The sequence below is a fragment of the Streptomyces paludis genome (assembly GCF_003344965.1).
GTDB classification, from domain to species: domain Bacteria; phylum Actinomycetota; class Actinomycetes; order Streptomycetales; family Streptomycetaceae; genus Streptomyces; species Streptomyces paludis.
In genome coordinates, this window is the sequence record NZ_CP031194.1 from 1,202,474 (window position 1) to 1,223,177 (window position 20,704).

Annotated in this window: 20 protein-coding genes and 1 riboswitch; of the genes, 11 read left to right on the forward strand and 9 right to left on the reverse strand. The window is 74.0% G+C overall.

Annotated elements, in window-relative coordinates:
- Window position 1: 1 nt before the first annotated feature.
- From DVK44_RS05210 to DVK44_RS05235, 6 genes are all read right to left on the reverse strand, one after another.
- Entirely contained in the window at window positions 2-193 is a 192-nt protein-coding gene (locus DVK44_RS05210) for a hypothetical protein (protein ID WP_114658549.1), read from the reverse strand.
- A gap of 43 nt (window positions 194-236) precedes the next feature.
- Window positions 237-710, reverse strand: a complete 474-nt coding sequence (locus DVK44_RS05215) for an Asp23/Gls24 family envelope stress response protein (protein WP_114664915.1) — start codon at window positions 708-710, stop codon at window positions 237-239.
- A 384-nt stretch (window positions 711-1,094) separates the two neighbouring features.
- A complete protein-coding gene (locus tag DVK44_RS05220) occupies window positions 1,095-1,520 on the reverse strand; it encodes a ribonuclease domain-containing protein (RefSeq protein WP_114658550.1) in 426 nt (141 codons plus the stop codon).
- A gap of 372 nt (window positions 1,521-1,892) precedes the next feature.
- A complete protein-coding gene (locus DVK44_RS05225; RefSeq protein WP_114658551.1) occupies window positions 1,893-2,678 on the reverse strand; it encodes an enoyl-CoA hydratase/isomerase family protein in 786 nt (261 codons plus the stop codon).
- A gap of 134 nt (window positions 2,679-2,812) precedes the next feature.
- The gene (locus DVK44_RS05230) at window positions 2,813-3,034 is read right to left on the reverse strand and encodes a helix-turn-helix domain-containing protein (RefSeq protein ID WP_007263382.1); all 222 of its coding nucleotides are present in this window, start codon (window positions 3,032-3,034) and stop codon (window positions 2,813-2,815) included.
- A 376-nt stretch (window positions 3,035-3,410) separates the two neighbouring features.
- On the reverse strand, window positions 3,411-5,009 hold the full coding sequence (locus tag DVK44_RS05235) for an ABC-F family ATP-binding cassette domain-containing protein (RefSeq protein WP_114658552.1): 1,599 nt from the start codon (window positions 5,007-5,009) through the stop codon (window positions 3,411-3,413).
- Window positions 5,010-5,249: 240 nt separating this feature from the next.
- On the opposite strand from DVK44_RS05235, the gene ypfJ reads away from it, so the two are divergent.
- On the forward strand, window positions 5,250-6,143 hold the full coding sequence (gene ypfJ, locus DVK44_RS05240) for a KPN_02809 family neutral zinc metallopeptidase (protein WP_114658553.1): 894 nt from the start codon (window positions 5,250-5,252) through the stop codon (window positions 6,141-6,143).
- A gap of 43 nt (window positions 6,144-6,186) precedes the next feature.
- On the opposite strand, the gene DVK44_RS05245 is transcribed toward ypfJ, so the two are convergent.
- Entirely contained in the window at window positions 6,187-7,506 is a 1,320-nt protein-coding gene (locus DVK44_RS05245) for a hypothetical protein (RefSeq protein ID WP_114658554.1), read from the reverse strand.
- Between the two features lie 412 nt (window positions 7,507-7,918).
- Window positions 7,919-9,052, reverse strand: a complete 1,134-nt coding sequence (locus tag DVK44_RS05250; protein WP_114658555.1) for an alpha/beta hydrolase — start codon at window positions 9,050-9,052, stop codon at window positions 7,919-7,921.
- A gap of 333 nt (window positions 9,053-9,385) precedes the next feature.
- On the opposite strand from DVK44_RS05250, the gene DVK44_RS05255 reads away from it, so the two are divergent.
- From DVK44_RS05255 to DVK44_RS05285, 7 genes are all read left to right on the forward strand, one after another.
- On the forward strand, window positions 9,386-10,630 hold the full coding sequence (locus tag DVK44_RS05255; protein ID WP_114658556.1) for an inorganic phosphate transporter: 1,245 nt from the start codon (window positions 9,386-9,388) through the stop codon (window positions 10,628-10,630).
- Window positions 10,627-10,866: a hypothetical protein gene (locus tag DVK44_RS05260; RefSeq protein ID WP_114658557.1), complete on the forward strand. Its 240-nt coding sequence runs from the start codon at window positions 10,627-10,629 to the stop codon at window positions 10,864-10,866. Before DVK44_RS05255 ends, DVK44_RS05260 begins: the two co-directional genes overlap by 4 nt.
- Before the next feature lie 65 nt (window positions 10,867-10,931).
- A riboswitch (cobalamin riboswitch) is annotated at window positions 10,932-11,084 on the forward strand.
- A gap of 36 nt (window positions 11,085-11,120) precedes the next feature.
- Entirely contained in the window at window positions 11,121-12,209 is a 1,089-nt protein-coding gene (locus DVK44_RS05265; RefSeq protein WP_114658558.1) for a cobalamin biosynthesis protein, read from the forward strand.
- Window positions 12,206-13,738 carry a cobyric acid synthase gene (locus tag DVK44_RS05270; RefSeq protein ID WP_114658559.1) on the forward strand — a complete coding sequence of 511 codons (1,533 nt, stop codon included), beginning with the start codon at window positions 12,206-12,208 and terminating at the stop codon, window positions 13,736-13,738. The genes DVK44_RS05265 and DVK44_RS05270 overlap by 4 nt, the downstream gene beginning before the upstream one ends.
- A gap of 28 nt (window positions 13,739-13,766) precedes the next feature.
- A complete protein-coding gene (locus tag DVK44_RS05275; protein ID WP_114658560.1) occupies window positions 13,767-15,923 on the forward strand; it encodes a putative cobaltochelatase in 2,157 nt (718 codons plus the stop codon).
- Window positions 15,923-16,522 (forward strand): cob(I)yrinic acid a,c-diamide adenosyltransferase, encoded by a 600-nt coding sequence (gene cobO, locus DVK44_RS05280; RefSeq protein ID WP_114658561.1) that lies wholly within the window; start codon window positions 15,923-15,925, stop codon window positions 16,520-16,522. Before DVK44_RS05275 ends, cobO begins: the two co-directional genes overlap by 1 nt.
- A complete protein-coding gene (locus DVK44_RS05285) occupies window positions 16,516-17,916 on the forward strand; it encodes a cobyrinate a,c-diamide synthase (protein ID WP_114658562.1) in 1,401 nt (466 codons plus the stop codon). The genes cobO and DVK44_RS05285 overlap by 7 nt, the downstream gene beginning before the upstream one ends.
- An 82-nt stretch (window positions 17,917-17,998) precedes the next feature.
- Here the strand turns inward: DVK44_RS05285 and DVK44_RS05290 are convergent, their stop codons facing one another.
- Window positions 17,999-18,775: a ZIP family metal transporter gene (locus DVK44_RS05290; RefSeq protein ID WP_114658563.1), complete on the reverse strand. Its 777-nt coding sequence runs from the start codon at window positions 18,773-18,775 to the stop codon at window positions 17,999-18,001.
- On the opposite strand from DVK44_RS05290, the gene DVK44_RS37845 reads away from it, so the two are divergent.
- Genes DVK44_RS37845 through cobC form a run of 3 tightly spaced genes read left to right on the forward strand, consistent with a single transcriptional unit; the run spans window position 18,692 to window position 20,673 of the window.
- Window positions 18,692-19,429 carry a cobalamin biosynthesis protein gene (locus tag DVK44_RS37845; RefSeq protein WP_114658564.1) on the forward strand — a complete coding sequence of 246 codons (738 nt, stop codon included), beginning with the start codon at window positions 18,692-18,694 and terminating at the stop codon, window positions 19,427-19,429. The two genes, DVK44_RS05290 and DVK44_RS37845, sit on opposite strands and share 84 nt — an antisense overlap.
- Window positions 19,395-19,628 (forward strand): hypothetical protein, encoded by a 234-nt coding sequence (locus DVK44_RS05300; RefSeq protein ID WP_114658565.1) that lies wholly within the window; start codon window positions 19,395-19,397, stop codon window positions 19,626-19,628. Before DVK44_RS37845 ends, DVK44_RS05300 begins: the two co-directional genes overlap by 35 nt.
- Entirely contained in the window at window positions 19,612-20,673 is a 1,062-nt protein-coding gene (gene cobC, locus DVK44_RS05305) for an Rv2231c family pyridoxal phosphate-dependent protein CobC (protein WP_114658566.1), read from the forward strand. Before DVK44_RS05300 ends, cobC begins: the two co-directional genes overlap by 17 nt.
- Window positions 20,674-20,704 lie beyond the last annotated feature (31 nt).

The following is a 20,704-nucleotide window of genomic DNA, read 5'->3' on the forward strand; positions in this document are numbered from 1 at the left end:
GTCACCGCCGCCGGTCGTCGCGGTCGCGCGTACGGAAGAGATCGCCCGGCTCCAGATCGCCGTCCACGAACCTGCCCACCACGAACCCGACCACGCCCAGCGCGGCCACCAGCACAAAGGCTCCGAAGCCACCGAAGTATCCGGCGAAACCGAGCGCCATCCCGGCCAACAGGCCGACCACCGCCATACTCATGCTGTGCTCCTCTTCGGCTGAACGGCACGGTCACGCAAGGCCGTTACTGAAGCCGGGAATCCGGCTCGTCGTCATCATCCTCGTCGGGCAGCTTGACGTCACTGACCGCGATGTTGACCTCCACCACTTCGAGGCCCGTCATGCGCTCGACCGACGCGACGACGTTCTCCCGTACGGCGGCGGCGACTTCGGTGATCGAGACGCCGTAGTCGACCACGATCTCCAGATCGAGCGCCGTCTGCACCTCGCCGACCTCGGCCTTGACGCCCCGGCTCACGGACTTGCCGCTGCCGCCGCCGGGGACACGGTCGCGTACCGCGCCGAAGGTACGGGAGATCCCGCTGCCCATGGCGTGTACGCCGAGCACATCGCGGGCCGCGAGGCCGGCGATCTTCTCCACCACGCCGTCCGCGATGGTGGTACGGCCACGCGTGGCCGGGTCGCCGCCACCGCGCTTGGTGACGGGGCTGGCTCCGCCGGGGGGCGCGGACTGGTTACGGGCTGCGGTGTCGGTCATCGCCATTCATCCCTTTCCGGGGCGGTGGGGGACTCCGCTGCCCACATTAGGTGCGCTTGCCCCATCCCGCGCCGTGGATACGGCAGGGTGGAGGAATGACGACCCCTGACGACACCGACGGCTGGACCGCTCTCGTACGGCGTCGGCTCGCCCTGGGCCGGCTGCTCCCCCTGGGCGACGCGGCGGACGGCGCGTGGCTGGCGGAGTCCGCGGCGACGGCCGCGCTGCGGGCGGCCGTGACGGTACCGGGCGCGACGCTCGGCCCCCTCCGCGTCGCCCCGGCCGGGTCGACGCCGCCCTCCGCCTCCCGGCCAAGGGGCCGTGGACTGGGCGTCGGTTTGGGCTGGGCCCGGTTGTGCCCGTGCCGGGGGCCGGGGTGGACGGTCAGGAGCAGCCCTCGGAGATCTCCTGGAAGTTGTCGTAGTGGTCGTACGTGTACCAGACCGCGTGGGTGGCCGGGTCGCGGACGAGGCGTTCGGCGTCGCGTCGCTGGCCACGCGGGCGCGGGTTGACGTCGTACTCCCGGTACTCGTCGGCGCGGGGGAGGTCGCCACTGCGATTGCCGTAGACGTTGCTGCCGCGGATGACGAGGGAGGTGTTCACGACCGCGTAGTCGGTGGGACGAGCCGCCTTGGGCCAGTCCAGCTCCTTCCAGATGGCACAAGCCTCCTTCACCTGGCTGGGGAAGTACTCCACGGGAAGCGGGGGCTCGATGACATCGGCGACGGCCGAGGGCGTCAGGGAGATGCTCAGGGCCGACAGAAAGAGGGCGGCGACGGCCGCGCGGCGTACACCGCGGAAAGTAGTCATTCCCGGCCAACGCCGACACGGACCGTCGGACACGCGCATACGGCCACCATCACCCGGCCGGGTGCTGCCGTCCACCGGGCGGAGGGGGCCGGGGTCGCAGGAGGTGACGTCCCCGGATGTAGAGCGTGATTTGTGCCGCTGAACGCGCATGCAGTCGGCCGATATGCCGCACGCGGCGTTCGGGGGTCCGGGGGTGTCCCCCGGGAAAGCACAGCATGCATCCGGGGATGCGCCTCCGGAGTGCCCCGGCCCCCGGCACCAGACGTGCCGGCCGCACCCCGTACCGCCAAAGCCCCACGGCCCCCTAGCCGGGAGGCGACCCCGCCCCGGCCCCCGGCACCGGGACAACCGGCCCAGCACAGACGCACCGGCCTAGCCGGGAGGCAAAAGGTCTCGCAGACGCCTCCCCTGCGCCGCCCGTTCCGCCGCCCGCTGCTCCGCGAGCGTTCGGGACGTCGCGCCCTGGAGGAGCGCCTTCGTTTCGATGAGGGCGTCGCGCGGCGCCGCCAGGAGCGCTGTGGTCAGGTCGCGTACGGCCGCGTCGAGGTCGGCCGGCGGTACGGCGAGGTTGGCGAGGCCCGTGCGTTCGGCCTCGTCGGCCTGGACGTAGCGGCCCGTCGCGCAGATCTCCAGCGCGCGGGCGTAGCCGACGAGCCCCACGAGGGGGTGGGTGCCGGTGAGGTCGGGGACGAGGCCGAGGCTGGTCTCGCGCATGGCGAACTGGACGTCGGACGCGACGATCCGGAGGTCGCAGGCGAGGGCCAGCTGGAAGCCGGCCCCGATGGCGTGCCCCTGGACCGCCGCGATCGACACCAGGTCGGGGCTCCGCAGCCAGATGAAGCCGTCCTGGTAGGCGGAGATGGTCGCGTCGAGGTCTTCGTCGGACCCCTGTGCGAGGTCCTGGAAGGAGGGCTCCCCGTCGAATCCCTCGGGGGTGAACGCCCGCCGGTCGAGCCCCGCGGAGAAGGATTTTCCTTCCGCGCGCAGCACCACGACCCGCACGCTGCCCGGCAGTGACCGGCCGGCTTGCGTCAACGCCCGCCACAGAGCGGGAGACTGGGCGTTGCGCTTCGCCGGGTTGGTCAGTGTCACCGTGGCAACCGCGTCCTCGACGGTGAGCCGTACGCCGTCCTTGTCGAGCACTGGTTCGAGCGTCATGGGGTGCCTCCGGTTCGGGCAGTCGGCCTCAGGATGCTAAGTGACTGCACAGTAACCACCTGGGCGATCGACGGATCGACCGGGTGGTCACCCGAACCGGTGGCCTCCGGAGGAGAGAGAACCGCGTGCGGCTGTCAGGCCGCCGCGGCCTTCTTGCCTCGCGTAGCCCCGCCGCGTCCTCGCAGCGTGACCCCGGACTCGCTGAGCATGCGGTGGACGAATCCGTAGGAGCGGCCGGTTTCCTCGGCCAGTGCCCGGATGCTCGCACCGCTGTCGTACTTCTTCTTCAGGTCTGCCGCGAGCTTGTCGCGCGCGGCGCCGGTTACCCGGCTGCCCTTCTTCAGAGTCTCGGCCACCCGTGCCTCCTCATGGGAAGTGCGCTCTGGACTTCTCATGATCACCCCTCGCGGCCGTCCTGGCCACCCATTCGGCAAGGTCAGTACGGAGAGCTTGCGCCGGCTACCGCGTTCGAACACGAGCGGAGCCGCGCATTCCAGACGTGACGAGAGACACATCCGTCCGGCGCGTCGGACGAAGGGCCAGGTCAGCCGGGGTACGGGGAGGAAAAGGCCCGATGATGGGGCGACCCGCCCGATCGGTCGGGCACCACACCGGTGGTACGAGACGTACTCACTCAGATGAAGGATCACTGCTGAGCCGAATGATCCATACGGGGTGGATCAGGCGCGGCTCAGGCAGGGATCTGCGTGGATCGGGCGTGATCGCCGTGGGTCAGGCGAGGGCGACGAGATCCGCGTAGTCCGCGCCCCACAGGTCCTCGACCCCGTCCGGCAGCAGGATGATCCGCTCCGGCTCCAGCGCGTGGACGGCGCCCTCGTCGTGCGTGACGAGGATGACCGCGCCCTTGTACGTGCGCAGCGCGCCGAGGATCTCCTCGCGGCTGGCCGGGTCGAGGTTGTTGGTGGGCTCGTCGAGCAGGAGCACATTGGCGGAGGAGACGACCAGGGTGGCCAGCGCCAGCCGGGTCTTCTCGCCGCCGGAGAGCACCCCGGCCGGCTTGTCGACGTCGTCGCCGGAGAAGAGGAAGGAGCCGAGGGTCTTCCGTACGTCGACGAGATCGAGGTCGGGGGCCGAGGAGCGCATGTTCTCCAGGACGGAGCGCTCCGGGTCGAGGGTCTCGTGCTCCTGGGCGTAGTAGCCGAGCTTGAGTCCGTGGCCGGGGGTCACCTGGCCGGTGTCCGGCTTCTCCACGCCGGCGAGCAGCCGCAGGAGGGTGGTCTTGCCGGCGCCGTTGAGGCCGAGGATGACGACGCGGGAGCCCTTGTCGATGGCGAGGTCGACATCGGTGAAGATCTCCAGCGAGCCGTACGACTTGGAGAGGCCCTCGGCCGTGAGGGGGGTCCGGCCGCAGGGGGCGGGCTCGGGGAAGCGCAGCTTGGCGACCTTGTCGGACTGGCGTACCTGCTCCAGTCCGGAGAGCAGCCGCTCGGCGCGGCGGGCCATGTTCTGCGCGGCGACGGTCTTGGTGGCCTTGGCGCGCATCTTGTCGGCCTGGGAGTTGAGCGACGCGGCCTTCTTCTCGGCGTTGGCGCGCTCGCGCTTGCGGCGCTTCTCGTCGGACTCGCGCTGCTGCTGGTAGAGCTTCCAGCCCATGTTGTAGACGTCGATCTGGGAGCGGTTGGCGTCGAGGTAGAAGACCTTGTTGACGACGGTCTCGACCAGGTCGACATCGTGGGAGATCACGATGAAGCCGCCGCGGTACGTCTTGAGGTAGTCGCGCAGCCAGACGATCGAGTCCGCGTCGAGGTGGTTGGTGGGCTCGTCGAGGAGCAGGGTGTCGGCGTCGGAGAAGAGGATGCGGGCCAGCTCGACCCGGCGGCGCTGACCGCCGGAGAGGGTGTGCAGGGGCTGTCCGAGCACCCGGTCGGGCAGGCCGAGCGCGGCGGCGATGGTGGCGGCCTCGGCCTCGGCGGCGTATCCGCCCTTGGTGAGGAACTCCGTCTCCAGGCGCTCGTACTTCTTCATCGCCTTCTCGCGGGTGGCGCCCTGTCCGTTCGCCATCCGGTCCTCGTTCTCGCGCATCTTGCGCAGGACGGAGTCCAGGTCGCGGGCGGAGAGGATGCGGTCGCGGGCGAGGACGTCGAGGTCGCCGGTGCGCGGGTCCTGCGGCAGATAGCCGACCTCGCCGGAGCGGGTGATGGTGCCGCCGGCCGGCTGGCCCTCGCCGGCGAGGCACTTGGTGAGGGTGGTCTTGCCGGCTCCGTTGCGGCCGACCAGACCGATGCGGTCGCCACGGGCGATACGGAACGAGGCGGACTCGATGAGGACGCGGGCTCCGGCGCGCAGCTCGACGCCGGTTGCGGTGATCACGGAAAGACTCCAGGGCGGTATGGACGGCGGAAGAGGGCGGGCGGAGGGATTCTTCGACGCCGGCTAATGCACAAGGAGAAATGCCATGGGGGGCAGTCTACCGGGCGCCGCAACCGCTTTACCCGGGCGGTACGGAGGCGCCGGGTGCGCGGGCGGTATACGGGGCGGCGGCGCGTGCGCCGGTATTCTGCGCGCGCCGACGGACCGCTGTGGCCGTCGGGGAGCGGAGAGTGGTGGCACATGCGGTTCGATGACGACGCCGAGCTGGACACGTCGGAGGTCCAGGACGAGCGCGGCGGCGGGATCCCCGGCGGGGCGACCGCCGTCGGGGGCGGCATCGTGGGGATCATCGTGCTGCTCGTCGGCCTCTACTTCGGGGTCAGTCCGGAGAAGCTCGGGCTGTCGTCGGGCGGTGACTCTTCCCCCTCGTCCGGTGCCACCGGCCCCAGTGGGGTCGAGGAGAACTGCAAGACCGGCAAGGACGCCAACGAGCGGGAGGACTGCCGGATCCTCGCGGTGGTCAACAGCGTCCAGACGTACTGGCGGGCGGAGTACGCGCGGACCGGTGAGCGCTACACGGACGCGGACACGAAGTTCTTCACCGGCCGGGTGAACACCGCGTGCGGCGCGGCCACCTCGGCGGTCGGGCCGTTCTACTGCCCGGCGGACAAGATGGCGTATCTGGACCTCGGCTTCTTCGAGGAGCTGAAGACGAAGTTCGGGGCGAGCGGCGGGCCGTTCGCGCAGGCGTATGTGGTGGCGCACGAGTACGGGCACCATGTGCAGAACCTGAAGGGGACGCTGGCGCGGGCGCACGACGGCAAGCAGGGCCCGGACAGCAACGCGGTGAAGGTGGAGCTCCAGGCGGACTGCTACGCGGGCGTCTGGGCCCGGCACGCGACGACCACGCCGTCCGAGCGGACGGGACGCCCGCTGCTGACCAGCCTCACCGACGAGGACATCCAGGACGGGCTGGACGCGGCGGCGGCCGTGGGCGACGACCGGATCCAGGAGAAGTTCCAGGGCAAGGTCACCCCGGAGTCGTGGACGCACGGCTCGGCCGCGCAGCGCCAGCAGTGGTTCCACACCGGCTACGACTCGGGCGACGTGGCGCGCTGCGACACGTTCCGCTGACGCGGGCGGCGGCTCCGGCTCGGGTCCGGGGCCGCCGCGGGTGTCAGGAGCCGCCGGTGTGGACCTGGAAGGCCGCCCGGCGGACGGCCTTGGCGAGCGCCGGGTCCGGATGGGCGGCGGCCAGGGCGACCAGGACCTGGACCGTACGGGGGTGGCCGATGGCCCTGACCTCGTCGATCAGGGCGGGCACATTGCCCTGCACGGCCGATTCCAGATGGCGTACGAGCAGATCGCTCTCGCCGTGGTCGGCGACGGCCGCGGCGGTGTCCACCCAGAGCCAGGTCGACTCCTCGCGGGTCAGCACCTCGGAGGCGTCGTCGGGGTCGGCGCCCTCGTACTCGGCCAGCCAGAGCAGGGCGTACGGGCGCAGGGACGGTTCGGCCGCGGCCGACCGCACCTCGCCCTCGGCGGGCGCGCCGACGACGCGGAGCGCCTCGAAGGCGAGGCCGCGCAGCAGCGCGTCCTCGCCGCGGGCGACCGCGAGCAGTTCGGTGACGGCGCTGCCGACGGTACGGGCGGCGAGCCAGGCCCGGTACTCGGCGCGGGCCGGTCCCGGGGTGAGGCGGGCGCAGCCGCGCAGCATGTGCTGGGCGGACTGTTCGATGTTGCCCGCCGGGCTCTGGGCGGCGACGCAGATCTGTTCCAGCTTGACCCAGACCGCCCAGTTGCCGAGCGGGGTGAGGGTGGCCTGCCCCTCCCCCAGGGTCAGCGCGCCGACGGCGGCCAGGCCCTCCAGGGCCCAGTCGAGCAGCGGGGGCAGCAGGGCCTCGTCCACGGGTTCGGGGACGGGCGGTACGGCGAGCGGCTCGGGGCGCTCGGGGTGCGGCCCGTAGGGGACCTCGCAGCGCTCGCCGTGGAGTTCGGCCACGCGCTGCTGGAGCAGGTCGAGCAGGGCCGGTACGAGCACGGGCCCGGCGGAGAGCTGGAGCAGCGAGAGCACCTGGGGGACGGCCTCGACGACCTCGGCGACGGTGGCCGCCGCGACGTCCTCGGGCGCCGGGTGGACCAGCGACCAGGCGTCGAAGAGGGCGACCCAGCCGCGCTGGACGGCGCTGTCGTCCCGGTCCCACGCCTGGAGGCGCCAGCCGGGGCGTACGGCGTCGCCGTGCAGCTCGACGAGTCCGGCCAGTCTGGCCCGGTCCCAGCCCGCGCCGACCTGCCCGGGGGTCAGCTCCAGCGCGGCGGCGGCCCGGTCGCGGGCGGGGCCGGTGAGCGGGCCCGCTCCGGGGTCCCGGTCGGCGGCGGCCCAGCGGGCGACCCGTACGGCGTCGGCGAGCACCGCCCTCGCCTGGCGGGCCAGCTCCGCCGGGGGTGGAGTGCCCTCGGGCGGCCGGGGTGCCGGCCGGTTGCGCCCGTCGGTCACGGCCCGTCGGGCCGTGGTCAACGGCCGCGCGCGGACAAGTCGGAGTCTGGAGTTGCGCGCCAATTGCTCATCAGGCTTTCGGGACGTCACGGGGGCAGTCTTCCCGGTGACCGCCCGAAAGCCCAAACGGAACCCGTCGCGGCACTTCCGGTCCGGCGCGCGGGGCGCTTTCGGCGGGGGACACAGGGGTACGGAAGGGGAGGAAGGGGTCCCCGCGCCCTGCCCGCGACGGCCGCCAGCAGGGCTTTCGCGCCGGCCGGTCGTCGCCGGGGGCGCATAAGCGGATACAGCGGGAGATACGCCGGAGCCGCACCGGGGGATACATCGCGAGGTACATCGAGGGGCGCGGAAGGGGCGGCGGGAGGGGTGCGCGGGTGGGGGCGCCGGGAGCCGGTCCGGGGCGCCCCGGGGGCTACATCAGGGGCGTGAGGAAGCGGCGGAGCGTCTCCTCGTAACCCACCGGATCCGCGTTCCACATCGCGCCGTGCGGAGCGTGCGCCACGGTGTGCAGGGTGATCAGGTCCGGCCGGTGCGCGGCCAGCTCCCGGGACGGCTCCCAGGGGGCGAGGGTGTCGTCCGGGCCGTGGATGATCAGTGTCGGTACGTGCAGATTGCGCGGGTCGGCGGCTTCGAGCAGCCGGTCGCCGTGGATCCCGGTCCGGCCCTGGGCCGCTCTGACCGCGAGGGGCAGCAGCGGTCCCGGCACCCGGCGGGCGGCGGCCAGGGCCCGCAGGGTGGCCTCCCAGTCGAGCACGGGCGAGTCGAGCACCAGCCCGGAGATCCGCTCGCTGAGCGCCGAGTTGCCGGCGGCGTGCAGGGCCATGGACGCGCCGGTGGACCAGCCGTACAGCACGACGCGCTCGGCGCCGTACCGCACGGCGTACCGGATCGCGGCGTCGAGGTCGCGCCACTCGGAGTCGCCGAGGCGGCCGAGGCCGTCCGGCGGGCGGGGGGCGCCGGGGTCGCCCCGGTAGCCGAGGTCGAGCACCGGGAACTGCTGTCCGGCCAGGAACTCCATGACGTTCAGGGGGTGTTCGCGGGTGGCGCCCAGGCCGTGCGCGGTGATCACCCAGGTGTCGCGCGCGCCGGGGACGAACCAGGCGGGCAGCGCGCCCAGCTCACCGGGGACGGACACGTCGCGGAAGGGGAGCCCGAGCGCGGTGCCGGGGTCGCCGCGGTGGATCCGCGGGGTGAGACGGACGCGGGTGCCGGGCCGCAGGGCGCCCCGCTCGACGCGCTCCAGCCGGCGGACCACGGTGTCGGCGGGGTGGTCGACGCCCTCCAGGACCGGTCCGACGACGGCGTGCACCCCGGGGCCCTCGATCCCGTACGTGCCGGGGCGCAGGGCCGCGAGGCAGCGGGTCAGGGTGATCTGGCCGGCGGCGGTGGCGTGGACGGTGAGCCGGGGGTCGCCGGGCAGCGGCCGGCCGGGCGGCACCTTGAGCGCCGCGTCGCTGGCGTACCGGCCGGCGGCGACCGTGGCCGCGCCGACGCCGACCGCGGTGGAGACGGCGGCCGCTGCGGCGGCGGCCGTCACCTTGGTCATTCTGCTCGCTTTAGTCGCTTTTGCCGGGCGCACGCTCCCAGTGTCACGGCCGCCGTCCGGACGGGCCACCGGGCGGGGCCGTCCGGGACGCGCCGCCCGCCGTTCCGGTGGGTCGCGCGGAGGTCGTCCGGCGCGTCTGCCGGGGAGCCGGCCGGTCGTACCGCGATACTGCCAAGCGCCCGGAACGGGCCCACGGCCCCGCCGTGTTGGCCTCCGGGGCACCCCCTCGGTGGGAGTCACCGTGAATACCCACTCAGTTCACCTTCCGTTCACCCTGACTCCTTACGTTCACCGAGGCCACCGATGTCGAACGATTGCCTGGGTAACGGGTCGATGGAACACCTCACGCTGCTGCTCGCGATCGTGATCGTGACAGCCCTTGTGTTCGATTTCACTAATGGTTTCCACGACACCGCCAACGCGATGGCCACCACCATCTCGACCGGTGCGATGAAGCCCAAGGCCGCGGTCGCCATGTCCGCGGTCCTGAATCTCGTCGGCGCGTTCCTGTCGGTGGAGGTCGCCAAGACGATCTCCGGCGGCCTGATCAACGAGCAGGGCATCAGAACAGAAGTGATCTTCGCGGCGCTGGTCGGCGCCATTCTGTGGAATCTCTTCACCTGGCTGCTCGGTCTCCCCTCCAGCTCGTCGCACGCGCTCTTCGGCGGGCTGATCGGCGCGACCCTGATGTCGGTGGGCACCTCCGGTGTCAACGGCGGGGTCGTCATCACGAAGATCCTGATCCCGGCGCTCGCCGCGCCGGTCGTCGCGGGCCTGGCGGCGATGCTGGCCACGAAGCTGACGTACCGCATCGGCCGGAACAGCGACGAGAAGTCCACCGCGAAGGGCTACCGGGCGGGCCAGATCGCCTCCGCCGGTCTGGTCTCGCTCGCGCACGGCACCAACGACGCGCAGAAGACCATGGGTGTCATCACCCTGGCGCTGGTGACCGGCGGGGTCCTCGCCCCCGGCGCCAACCCGCCGGTGTGGGTCATCGTCTCGGCGGGTGTGGCGATCGCGCTCGGTACGTACCTCGGCGGCTGGCGCATCATCCGCACCATGGGCACCGGCCTCACCGACCTCCAGCCGCAGCAGGGCTTCGCCGCGCAGACCAGCGCCGCGACGGTCATCCTGGCCTCCTCGCACCTGGGCTTCTCGCTCTCCACCACCCAGTCCTGCTCCGGCGCCGTGATGGGCGCCGGGCTCGGCCGCAAGGGCGGGGTGGTCCGCTGGTCCACCGCGAGCCGGATGTTCATCGCCTGGGGGCTGACGCTGCCGGCCGCAGGTCTGGTCGCCGCGGGCGCCGAGTTCCTGACCGGGCAGGGCGACTGGGGTGTCGCGCTCGTCGCGGTGCTGCTGGTGACGATCTCCGGCGGGATCTACCTCGCCTCGCGGCGCCGCCCGGTCGACCACACCAACGTCAACGCCACCGAGGGCGCCACCGAGCCGGCCGAGCCGGCGACGGAGACCGCCCCCGCCACCGTCCTCACGGACGTGTCCGGCCTCTCGGCCACCATCCCCGCCCCCGTCCCCACCGGCACCACCACCGAGCCGGCACGCAAGGAAGTCATCGCATGAACATCGACTGGGCAGCGCTCGGCTCCGTCTTCGGCGTCAGCCTTGTGGCGACCGTCGCCCTCGTGGGCCTGTTCACCCTCGGCATCGTCGGTCTCGCCCAGCGGGAGACGGGCGGCGAGAGCGGTACGGGAGGTACCGGCGGCCCGGCGGTCTCGGTCCGTTCGGCGGGCGCGTACCTCTGCTTCGCGCTCTGCGTGGCGGCCGTGGCGTACGGGATCTATCTGATCGTGGCCTGACGGTCGCCGGGCGTCCGAGTGGGCCTCGGCACACTGTCCCCGCGCAGGTCAAGGCAGAGTTGACGGGCCCTGAACGGCGTGGTGGACTGCCGGGGCCATACACGGCGGCAGAAGAGGAAGCCGGTGCGAATCCGGCGCGGTCCCGCCACTGTCACCGGGGAGCCCGTCCACGACGGGCGCTCCCGGGAGCCAGGAACTCCTGCCGCCGCGTCACGTCGAGCCGGGGCGCGGACCCTGAGTGAGGACATTTCGCCATGCCTGGCTGCGGTTCCGCCGCCGTGCGCGGACCGAGTGCCGTACGGGCGCCCGCCGGCGCTCCCCTCGGACGCGCTCTCCCCGGACGCGCTCCCCTCGGACGCGCTCCCCTTGGGCGTACCGCCCTCTCCCCCGTCGCCCTCGGCCTCGCCGCCGGATTCCTCGCCGACCGGCTCTTCGGTGATCCGCGCCGGGGCCATCCCGTCGCCGCGTTCGGCCGGGCGGCCGGGGCCGTGGAGCGCGTGCTGTGGCGCGACGACCGGGGCCGGGGCGCGCTGCACACCGCCGTCTGCGCCGGTGGCGCCGCCGGGCTGGCCGCGCTGGCGGCCCGTACCGTACGCGGCCTTCCCGCCGCGGCGACCGTGCTCGCCGCCGCCGCGACCTGGACCGTGATCGGCGGCACCTCGCTGGGCCGGGAGGCGCGGACCATCGGCGGCGCGCTCGCGGCCGGGGACACCGAGGCGGCCCGGGAGCGGCTGCCGCATCTGTGCGGGCGCGATCCGCAGGCGCTGGACGACCAGCAGATCGCGCGCGCCGTCGTGGAGTCCGTCGCCGAGAACACCTCCGACGCGGTGGTCGGCGCGCTGGTGTGGGGGGCGGTCGCCGGGGTGCCGGGGCTGGTCGCGTTCCGGGCGGTGAACACGCTGGACGCGATGGTCGGCCACCGGTCGCCCCGCTACCTGCGGTTCGGCTGGGCCGCCGCCCGCCTCGACGATGTCGCGGGCTGGCCGGGCGCCCGGCTGACGGCCGCGCTGGCGATCGCCGCGGGCGGCGACCCCCGGGGCGCCGTACGGGCCGTACGGGCGGACGCCGCGAAGCACCCGAGCCCCAACGCGGGCCCGGTCGAGGCGTCGTTCGCCGGCGCGCTGGGCGTACGCCTGGGCGGGACGCTGGCGTACGGCGGCCGGGTCGAGCACCGGCCGGTGCTCAACGGCGGCGGGCGGCCGGTGGAGGTCGCGGACATCGAGCGGGCGGTCCGGCTCTCGCACCGGGTGAACGTGCTCGCGCTCGCGGCGGGCGTGGCCGGGCGCGCCGCGTACGGGCTGCTGAGGTCACGGGGACGGGCGAAGGGACGGGGGCGCCGATGACCGGCGGCGGACTGCTGGTGGCCGGGACCACCTCGGACGCGGGCAAGAGCGTGGTCACGGCGGGGATCTGCCGGTGGCTGGTGCGCCAGGGTGTGAAGGTCGCGCCGTTCAAGGGGCAGAACATGTCCCTGAACTCGTTCGTGACGCGCGAGGGCGCCGAGATCGGCCGTGCGCAGGCGATGCAGGCGCAGGCGTGCCGGGTGGAGCCGACCGCGCTGATGAATCCCGTCCTGCTCAAGCCGGGCAGCGACCGCAGCAGCCAGGTGGTGCTGATGGGGCGGCCGGTGGGCGAGCTGAGCGCCACGGAGTACGTGGGCGGGCGGCGCGAGGCGCTGCTCGGGACCGTACTGGAGTGTCTGGCCGAGCTGCGTGCCACGTACGACGCGGTGATCTGCGAGGGCGCGGGCTCCCCGGCGGAGATCAATCTGCGCCGCACCGACCTGGTGAACATGGGGATCGCGCGGGCCGCCCGGCTGCCGGTGATGGTGGTCGGGGACATCGACCGGGGCGGGGTCTTCGCGTCGTTCTTCGGTACGACGGCGCTGCTGTCCCCGGCGGACCAGGAGCTGGTCGCGGGCTATCTCGTGAACAAGTTCCGGGGTGATGTGTCGCTGCTGGAGCCCGGGCTGGAGATGCTGCGCGGGCTGACCGGGCGGGCGACGCTCGGGGTGCTGCCCTTCCGGCACGGGCTGGGCATCGACGAGGAGGACGGGCTGCGCGTCTCGATGCGTGGTGCCGTACGCGAGTCGGTGGTGGCGCCCCCGCACGGGGACGATGTGCTGCGGGTCGCGGTCTGCGCCGTACCGCTGATGTCGAACTTCACGGATGTGGACGCGCTGGCGGCCGAACCCGGGGTCGTGGTGCGGTTCGTGGACCGGCCCGAAGAGCTGGCCGACGCCGATCTGGTGGTCGTGCCGGGCACCCGCGGTACGGTCCGCGCGCTGGCGTGGCTGCGGGAGCGCGGGCTCGCCGACGCGCTCGCCCGGCGCGCCGCCGAGGGCCGTCCCGTGCTGGGCATCTGCGGCGGCTACCAGCTGCTGGGCGAGCGGATCGACGACGAGGTGGAGTCCCGGGCGGGCACGGTGGCGGGGCTCGGGCTGCTGCCCGTACGGGTCCGCTTCGCGCCGGAGAAGACGCTGGCCAGGCCGGTCGGGGTGGCACTCGGCGAGAGCGTCGAGGGGTACGAGATCCACCACGGTGTGGCGGAGGTGTACGGCGGCGAGCCCTTTGTCGTGGACGCGGCGGGCGGGGCGCTGGACGGCTGCCGGGTGGGGTCCGTCCAGGGCACGCACTGGCACGGGGCGCTGGAGAGCGACGCGTTCCGGCGGGCGTTCCTGACGGAGGTGGCGCGGGCGGCCGGCCGGCGTTTCGTCCCGGCGCCCGGTACGAGCTTCGGCGCGCTGCGCGAGGAGCAGCTTGATCTGCTCGGCGATCTGATCGAGGAGCACGCGGACACGGACGCGCTGCTGCGGCTGATCGAGGAGGGGGCGCCCGCGGGACTGCCCTTCATTCCCCCGGGGGCCCCGTGACCACCATCTTCGAAGGAGCGAGCAGCATATGAGCACCCCTTTTCCGTTCACCGCCGTCGTGGGGATGGCCGATCTGCGCCTCGCCCTGCTGCTGAACGCGGTCAGCCCGGCGGTCGGCGGCGTTCTTGTCCGGGGTGAGAAGGGCACGGCGAAGTCCACGGCCGTACGGGCCCTCTCGGCGCTGCTGCCGGAGCTGGCGGTCGTGCCGGGCTGCCGGTTCAGCTGCGATCCGGCGGCGCCCGACCCGGGGTGCCCGGACGGGCCGCACGAGCCGGGCGCGGGCGCGGCGCGGCCGGCGCGGGTGGTCGAGCTGCCGGTGGGCGCCTCCGAGGACCGGCTGGTGGGCGCGCTGGACATCGAGCGGGCGCTGTCGGAGGGCGTGAAGGCGTTCGAGCCGGGGCTGCTCGCGGACGCGCACCGCGGGGTGCTCTACGTCGACGAGGTCAATCTTCTGCACGACCATCTGATCGATGTGCTGCTGGACGCCGCCGCGATGGGCGCCTCGTACGTGGAGCGCGAGGGCGTCTCCGTACGGCACGCGGCGCGCTTCCTGCTCGTCGGGACGATGAACCCCGAGGAGGGCGAGCTGCGTCCGCAGCTGCTGGACCGCTTCGGGCTGACCGTGGAGGTCAAGGCGTCGCGCGAGCCGGAGCTGCGGGTGGAGGTGGTCCGGCGGCGGATCGCGTACGAGGACGATCCGGCGGGCTTCGCCGCGCGCTGGGCCGGTGAGGAGAGCGGGCTGCGGGAGCGGATCGCCGCCGCGCGGGCGCTGCTGCCCGAGGTGCGGCTCGGGGACACGGCGCTGCTCCAGATCGCCGCGACCTGCGCCGCGTTCGAGGTGGACGGGATGCGCGCGGACATCGTGATGGCGCGGACGGCGACGGCGCTGGCCGCGTGGGCGGGGCGGACGGACGTGCTGGCCGAGGACGTACGGCAGGCGGCGCTGCTGGCGCTGCCGCACCGGCGGCGGCGCAATCCGTTCGACGCGCCGGGGATCGACGAGGACAAGCTCGACGACACGCTGGAGGAGTTCAAGGGCGACGGGGACGGCGACGGCGACGACGACCCCGGTCCGGAGGGTGGTCCGGACGGGGGCGGCGGGGGCGGGATTCCGCCGCAGCAGGGGCCCGAGGGCTCCGACACGCCGCGGGAGCCGGCGTCCGGGCAGGACGACACGCCGGCCTCTGACGCGCCGGCCGGCCCTGAGCCCGAGGCGCCGTCCCAGCCCGAGCCCCGGCCCGCCGGCGCGGGCGCCGGGGAGCAGTCCGCCGTACGGGCCGCCGAGCCGTTCCGCACCAAGGCGCTGAGCGTGCCCGGCCTGGGCGACGGTGCGGCCGGGCGCCGCTCCCGGGCCCGTACCGAACACGGCAGGACGACCGGATCCCGGCGGCCCAGGACCGCGCTGACCTCGCTGCATCTGACGGCGACCGTACGGGCGGCGGCGCCGCACCAGCGGGCGCGCGGGCGCAGCGGCCCGGGGCTGGTGGTGCGCAAGGACGATCTGCGGCAGGCGACACGGGAGGGGCGCGAGGGGAACCTGGTGCTCTTCGTGGTCGACGCGTCCGGGTCGATGGCGGCCAGGCGGCGGATGAGCGCGGTGAAGGGCGCGGTGCTCTCGCTGCTGCTCGACGCGTACCAGCGGCGGGACAAGGTCGGGCTGATCACGTTCCGGGGGAAGGACGCCGAGGTGGCGCTGCCGCCGACGTCGTCGGTGGACGCGGCGGCGGTACGGCTGGAGTCGCTGCCCACGGGCGGGCGCACACCGCTCGCGGCCGGGCTGCTCAAGGCGCATGACGTGCTGCGGGTGGAGCGGCTGCGGGACCCGGCGCGCCGGGCGCTGCTGGTGGTGGTGACGGACGGCCGGGCGACGGGCGGGCGTGGCGCGGGCGGTGCGGCCGGTGGTCTGGATCCGGTGGCGCTGGCGGCGCGCGCGGCGCGGCTGCACGCGGCGGAGGGGACGGCCTCGGTGGTCGTGGACTGCGAGTCGGGGCCGGTCCGGCTGGGGCTCGCGGGTGCGCTGGCCACCTCGCTGGCGGGTACCGCGATCACCCTGGACGAGCTGCGCGCGGACAGTATCGCGGGGCTGGTCAGGGACGTACAGCAGCAGGACCGGGCCGGCCGGCGGGACCGGGCCGGCGCACAGGACCAAGTCCGCCAAGGACAAGCAGCCAGGAGGGCCGCGTAATGCCGCAGGGACAGCCGGAGAACGTACCGGACGACGGCCTGACGACCCGTCAGCGACGCAACCGCCCGCTGGTGCTCGTCCATACGGGCACGGGCAAGGGCAAGTCGACCGCCGCCTTCGGGCTCGCGCTGCGCGCGTGGACGCAGGGGTGGCCGATCGGGGTCTTCCAGTTCGTGAAGTCGGCGAAGTGGAAGGTCGGCGAGGAGCAGGCGCTGAAGACGCTGGGCGCGAGCGGCGAGGGCGGCAGCGTGGCCTGGCACAAGATGGGCGAGGGCTGGTCCTGGGTGCAGCGCGACTCCCAGCTCTCCAACGAGGAGGCGGCGCGCGAGGGCTGGGAGCAGGTCAAGCGGGATCTGGCGGCCGAGACGCACAAGCTGTACGTGCTGGACGAGTTCGCGTATCCGCTGCACTGGGGCTGGGTGGACACCGCCGAGGTGATCGAGGTGCTGCGGACCAGGCCCGGCACCCAGCATGTGGTGATCACCGGCCGCAACGCGCCGCCCGAGCTGATGGACTTCGCGGATCTCGTCACGGAGATGACGAAGGTCAAGCACCCGATGGACGCGGGGCAGAAGGGGCAGAGGGGCATCGAGTGGTGAACGTCCCCCGGCTGGTCATCGCCGCGCCCGCCTCGGGCAGCGGCAAGACCACGGTCGCGACGGGCCTGATGGCGGCCTTCTCGGAACGCGGCCTGGCCGTGTCCCCGCACAAGGTCGGGCCCGACTACATCGACCCGGGCTACCACGCGCTGGCGGTGTCGGCGGGCAGCGGCGGTACGGCCACGCGGCCGGGCCGGAACCTCGACGCGTACATGTGCGGCACCGGCCTGGTCGGGCCGCTGTTCGCGCATGGCGCGGCGGGGGCCGATCTGGCGGTCGTCGAGGGCGTGATGGGGCTGTACGACGGCGCCTCGGGCCAGGGCGAGCTGGCGTCGACGGCGCAGGTGTCGAAGCTGCTGCGGGCGCCGGTGGTGCTGGTGGTGGACGCGTCGTCGCAGTCGCGTTCGGTGGCGGCGCTGGTGCACGGCTTCGCGTCGTGGGATCCGGAGGTGCGGATCGGCGGGGTGATCCTCAACAAGGTCGCCACCGACCGGCACGAGCGGCTGCTGCGGGACGCGCTGGACGAGTCGGGCGTACCGGTCATGGGGGTGCTGCGCCGGACCGACCAGGTCGCCGCGCCCTCGCGCCATCTGGGGCTGGTGCCGGTCGCGGAGCGGCGGGCGGACGCGCTGACGGCGATGCGGGAGCTGGCCGGGCGGGTGCGGGCGGGGTGTGACCTGGAGGCGCTGCTGGCGCTGGCGCGGAGCGCGCCGCCGCTGGACGCGGCGGCGTGGGAACCGGCGCTGGAGTCTGCCGTGGACGCGGTGTCCGGGGCGCGGCCGGTGATCGCGGTGGCCGCCGGATCGGCGTTCACCTTCTCGTACGCGGAGCACACGGAGCTGCTGACGGCGGCGGGCGCCGAGGTCGTACCGTTCGATCCGCTGCGGGACGAGTCGCTGCCCGCGGGCACCCGGGGGCTGGTGATCGGCGGCGGGTTCCCCGAGGTGTACGCGCCGGAGCTGTCGGCCAACGAGCCGCTGCGCAAGGCGGTCGCGGAGCTGGCGCACTCCGGCGCGCCGGTGGCCGCCGAGTGCGCCGGGCTGCTGTATCTGGCGCGCTCCCTGGACGGGAAGCCGATGTGCGGGGTGCTGGACGCGGACGCGCGGATGTCGGGCCGGCTGACGCTGGGCTACCGGGAGGCGGTGGCGGTCGGCGACAGCGCGCTGGCGGCGGCCGGGACCCGCGTACGCGGGCACGAGTTCCACCGGACGGTGCTGGAGCCGGGCGCCGGGGCGGCTCCCGCCTGGGGTCTGGTGCACCCGGAACGCCGGCTGGAGGGGTTTGTCCGGCGGGGGGTGCACGCCAGCTATCTGCACACGCACTGGGCGGCGGCGCCGGAGATGGCGCGACGGCTGGTCGAGCGGTGCGCGACGGCAGTTACGGCGGAGGTATGAGGGGCGGCGCGAGGGGCGGCGTACGGGGCGGCGCGAACCGGGGCGTACGGGGCGTACGGATGTGAGGCCGCGCGCCCGTTCTTCAGCCCGCGATGCCGACCACCAGCCAGACGAAGCCGACGCCCAGGACCGTGCAGCACACCGTGGAGCGCGCCGGATGGTCGTGGTGGGCCTCGGGCAGGATCTCGGCGGCGGCGAGATAGAGCAGCGCGCCGCCGAAGAAGCCGAGGTAGCTGCCGAGCGCCTCGGCGGGGAGCGTGAAGAGCAGGGTGGAGGCGGCGCCGACGACCGGCGCGATCGCGTCCGCGACGAGCATCGTGGCCGCCCGGCGCCGGCCGTTCCCGTACAGGCTGGTCAGGGTGTACGTGTTGAACCCGTCGGCGAAGTCGTGGGCGATGACGGCGAGGGCGACGGCGGTGCCCATGCCACCGCCGACCTGGAACGCGGCGCCGAGCGCGATGCCGTCCATGAGGCTGTGGCCGACCATGGCCGAGGCGGCGGTGAGCCCGACCTCGGGGACGCGCTCGCGGGGGCGCTCGTGGGGACCCGGGGCGGCCTGGCCGGTCCTGACGGCCTCGGCGCCGTGCGGTCCGCCGGTGTCCTGACGGACGGCCAGCAGCCGTTCGACCATATGGGCGACGAGGAAGCCGCCGACGAAGAGCAGCAGGGCCTGCGGCACCCCGAGGATCTCGTGGCCGGCCGCGTGCATCGCCTCGGGCAGCAGATCGAGCCCGACCACGCCGAGCATCAGCCCCCCGGCCAGTCCCAGCACGAGATGGCGGCGGTCGGTGACCCGCTGCGCGGTCCAGCCGCCGAACAGCGTCATGAGGAACGCGCCGAGCGCGACGAAGACCGCCATGGGCCCCTGCATAGCCGATCGGACCGGTCCCGCGCATGTCAGGAGCGGGCGTACGGGAGGGCGTACGCGGGGGCGTGCGAGCGGGCGTACGAGCCGGCCGGAGAGCCGGAGCCGCCGGCGCTGGTCGTCGGGATCGGCGCGAGCAGCGGCGCGTCCGCCGATGACGTGCTCGCGCTGATCGCGCGCACGCTGCGGGACGCGGGCCTGCCGCCGGAGTCGGTCGTCGAACTGGCGACGGTCGAGACCGCGGCCGGGCGGCCCGCGATCGTCACGGCGGCGGCCCGGCTCGGGGTGCCCGTACGGGCGTACGCGGCCGGGCTGCTTGCCCGGGTCGCCGTACCGAACCCGTCGGCGGCACCGGCCAGGGCGGTGGGAACGCCGTCCGTCGCGGAGGCCGCGGCGCTGGCCTGCGGCGGGACCCTGCTCGTACCGAAACGGAAGTCGGCTCCGGACGGGCGGCGGGCGGGGGTTACCTGTGCGGTGGCGAGTAGATGCCACACACGATGGGGGTCAAGCGGAGTGGAACGGGACGGGGAGGACATGATGTCGGTAGTGACCGCAGAGCACGGCAGGCACGGCAGACGCCCCGGGACACCGGTGGCACGAGGGGAGGAGCCCGGTGACCCGTACCGTCCGGACCATCAAGAACGCTGAGCGCGCTCAGCACGCTCGGAAGACCGAGCACAGCCGTACGCGCCGGAGACCGGCCGCCACCCCGGCCGCCACCCGGGCCGTCGAGTGGGCCACCGCCCCGGCCGTCGACTCGGCCCACGCCCCCGTTGCCCCGGCCGACGCCCCGGCCCGCGCGATAGTCCGCGCCTACCTCCGTGACGGCCATGTCTACGCGCGCTGATAGCCACGACCTGCGCCATCACGGCGACGCCGAGATGCGGGACGCGGGCGCCGGGCTGATCGACCTCGCGGTCAACGTCCGTACGGGGACTCCCCCGGCCTGGCTGCGCGAGCGCATCGCCGAGTCGCTGACCGGGCTCGCCGCCTATCCCGACGGGCGGGCCGCCCGCGCGGCGGTCGCGGCACGGCACGGGCTGCCGGTGGAGCGGGTGCTGCTGACGGCGGGGGCGGCGGAGGCGTTCGTACTGCTCGCGCGCGCCCTGCCGGCCCGGCGGCCGGTGATCGTCCATCCGCAGTTCACCGAGCCGGAGGCGGCCCTGCGGGACGCCGGGCGCGAGGTCCGGCGGGTGCTGCTGCACGCGCGGGACGGCTTCCGGCTCGATCCCGGGGCGGTGCCCGACGACGCGGATCTGGTCGTCCTGGGCAATCCGACCAACCCGACGTCGGTGCTGCATCCGGCCGAGACCCTCGCGAAGCTCGCCCGGCCCGGGCGGACACTGGTGGTGGACGAGGCGTTCATGGACGCGGTGCCCGGTGAGCCGGAGTCCCTGGCGGGGCGGACGGATGTGCCGGGGCTGGTCGTGCTGCGCAGCCTGACGAAGACCTGGGGTCTGGCGGGGCTGCGGATCGGTTACGTACTGGCCGAGCCGACGACGGTGGCGGTGCTGGAGCGGGCGCAGCCGCTGTGGCCCGTGTCGACACCGGCGCTGGCGGCGGCGGAGGCGTGTGTGACGCCCGAGGCGCTCGCGGAGGCGGAGCGGGCGGCCTGCCGGATGAGGGTGGAGCGGGCGCATCTGCTGGCGGGGCTGGCGGAGTTCGAGGAGGTGCGGACGGTGGAGGCGGCCGAGGGGCCGTTCGTGCTCCTACGGATGGAGCGCGCGGAGGCGGTCCGGGCGCGGCTGCGCACGCTGGGCTTCGCCGCCCGCCGGGGTGACACGTTTCCGGGTCTTGGGCCGCAGTGGCTGCGGATCGCGGTCCGGGACCGGGCCACGACAAATCGTTTCCTCCAGGCACTGGACCAGGCGCTGACGGCGGCGGGTACGTAGCCGGTACGCAGGGGGCGGCACTCCGGCGCAC

Coding starts and splice junctions, on each gene's coding strand:
- DVK44_RS05265 (WP_114658558.1), top strand. CDS start 11,121: ATGCCTGGCTGCGGTTCCGCCGCCGTGCGCGGACCGAGTGCCGTACGG.
- DVK44_RS05270 (WP_114658559.1), top strand. CDS start 12,206: ATGACCGGCGGCGGACTGCTGGTGGCCGGGACCACCTCGGACGCGGGC.
- DVK44_RS05250 (WP_114658555.1), bottom strand. CDS start 9,052: ATGACCAAGGTGACGGCCGCCGCCGCAGCGGCCGCCGTCTCCACCGCG.
- DVK44_RS05290 (WP_114658563.1), bottom strand. CDS start 18,775: ATGGCGGTCTTCGTCGCGCTCGGCGCGTTCCTCATGACGCTGTTCGGC.
- DVK44_RS05275 (WP_114658560.1), top strand. CDS start 13,767: ATGAGCACCCCTTTTCCGTTCACCGCCGTCGTGGGGATGGCCGATCTG.
- cobO (WP_114658561.1), top strand. CDS start 15,923: ATGCCGCAGGGACAGCCGGAGAACGTACCGGACGACGGCCTGACGACC.
- DVK44_RS05210 (WP_114658549.1), bottom strand. CDS start 193: ATGAGTATGGCGGTGGTCGGCCTGTTGGCCGGGATGGCGCTCGGTTTC.
- DVK44_RS05215 (WP_114664915.1), bottom strand. CDS start 710: ATGACCGACACCGCAGCCCGTAACCAGTCCGCGCCCCCCGGCGGAGCC.
- DVK44_RS05260 (WP_114658557.1), top strand. CDS start 10,627: ATGAACATCGACTGGGCAGCGCTCGGCTCCGTCTTCGGCGTCAGCCTT.
- DVK44_RS05220 (WP_114658550.1), bottom strand. CDS start 1,520: ATGACTACTTTCCGCGGTGTACGCCGCGCGGCCGTCGCCGCCCTCTTT.
- DVK44_RS05225 (WP_114658551.1), bottom strand. CDS start 2,678: ATGACGCTCGAACCAGTGCTCGACAAGGACGGCGTACGGCTCACCGTC.
- cobC (WP_114658566.1), top strand. CDS start 19,612: ATGTCTACGCGCGCTGATAGCCACGACCTGCGCCATCACGGCGACGCC.
- DVK44_RS05255 (WP_114658556.1), top strand. CDS start 9,386: ATGGAACACCTCACGCTGCTGCTCGCGATCGTGATCGTGACAGCCCTT.
- ypfJ (WP_114658553.1), top strand. CDS start 5,250: ATGCGGTTCGATGACGACGCCGAGCTGGACACGTCGGAGGTCCAGGAC.
- DVK44_RS37845 (WP_114658564.1), top strand. CDS start 18,692: ATGGCGGCGGTCGGTGACCCGCTGCGCGGTCCAGCCGCCGAACAGCGT.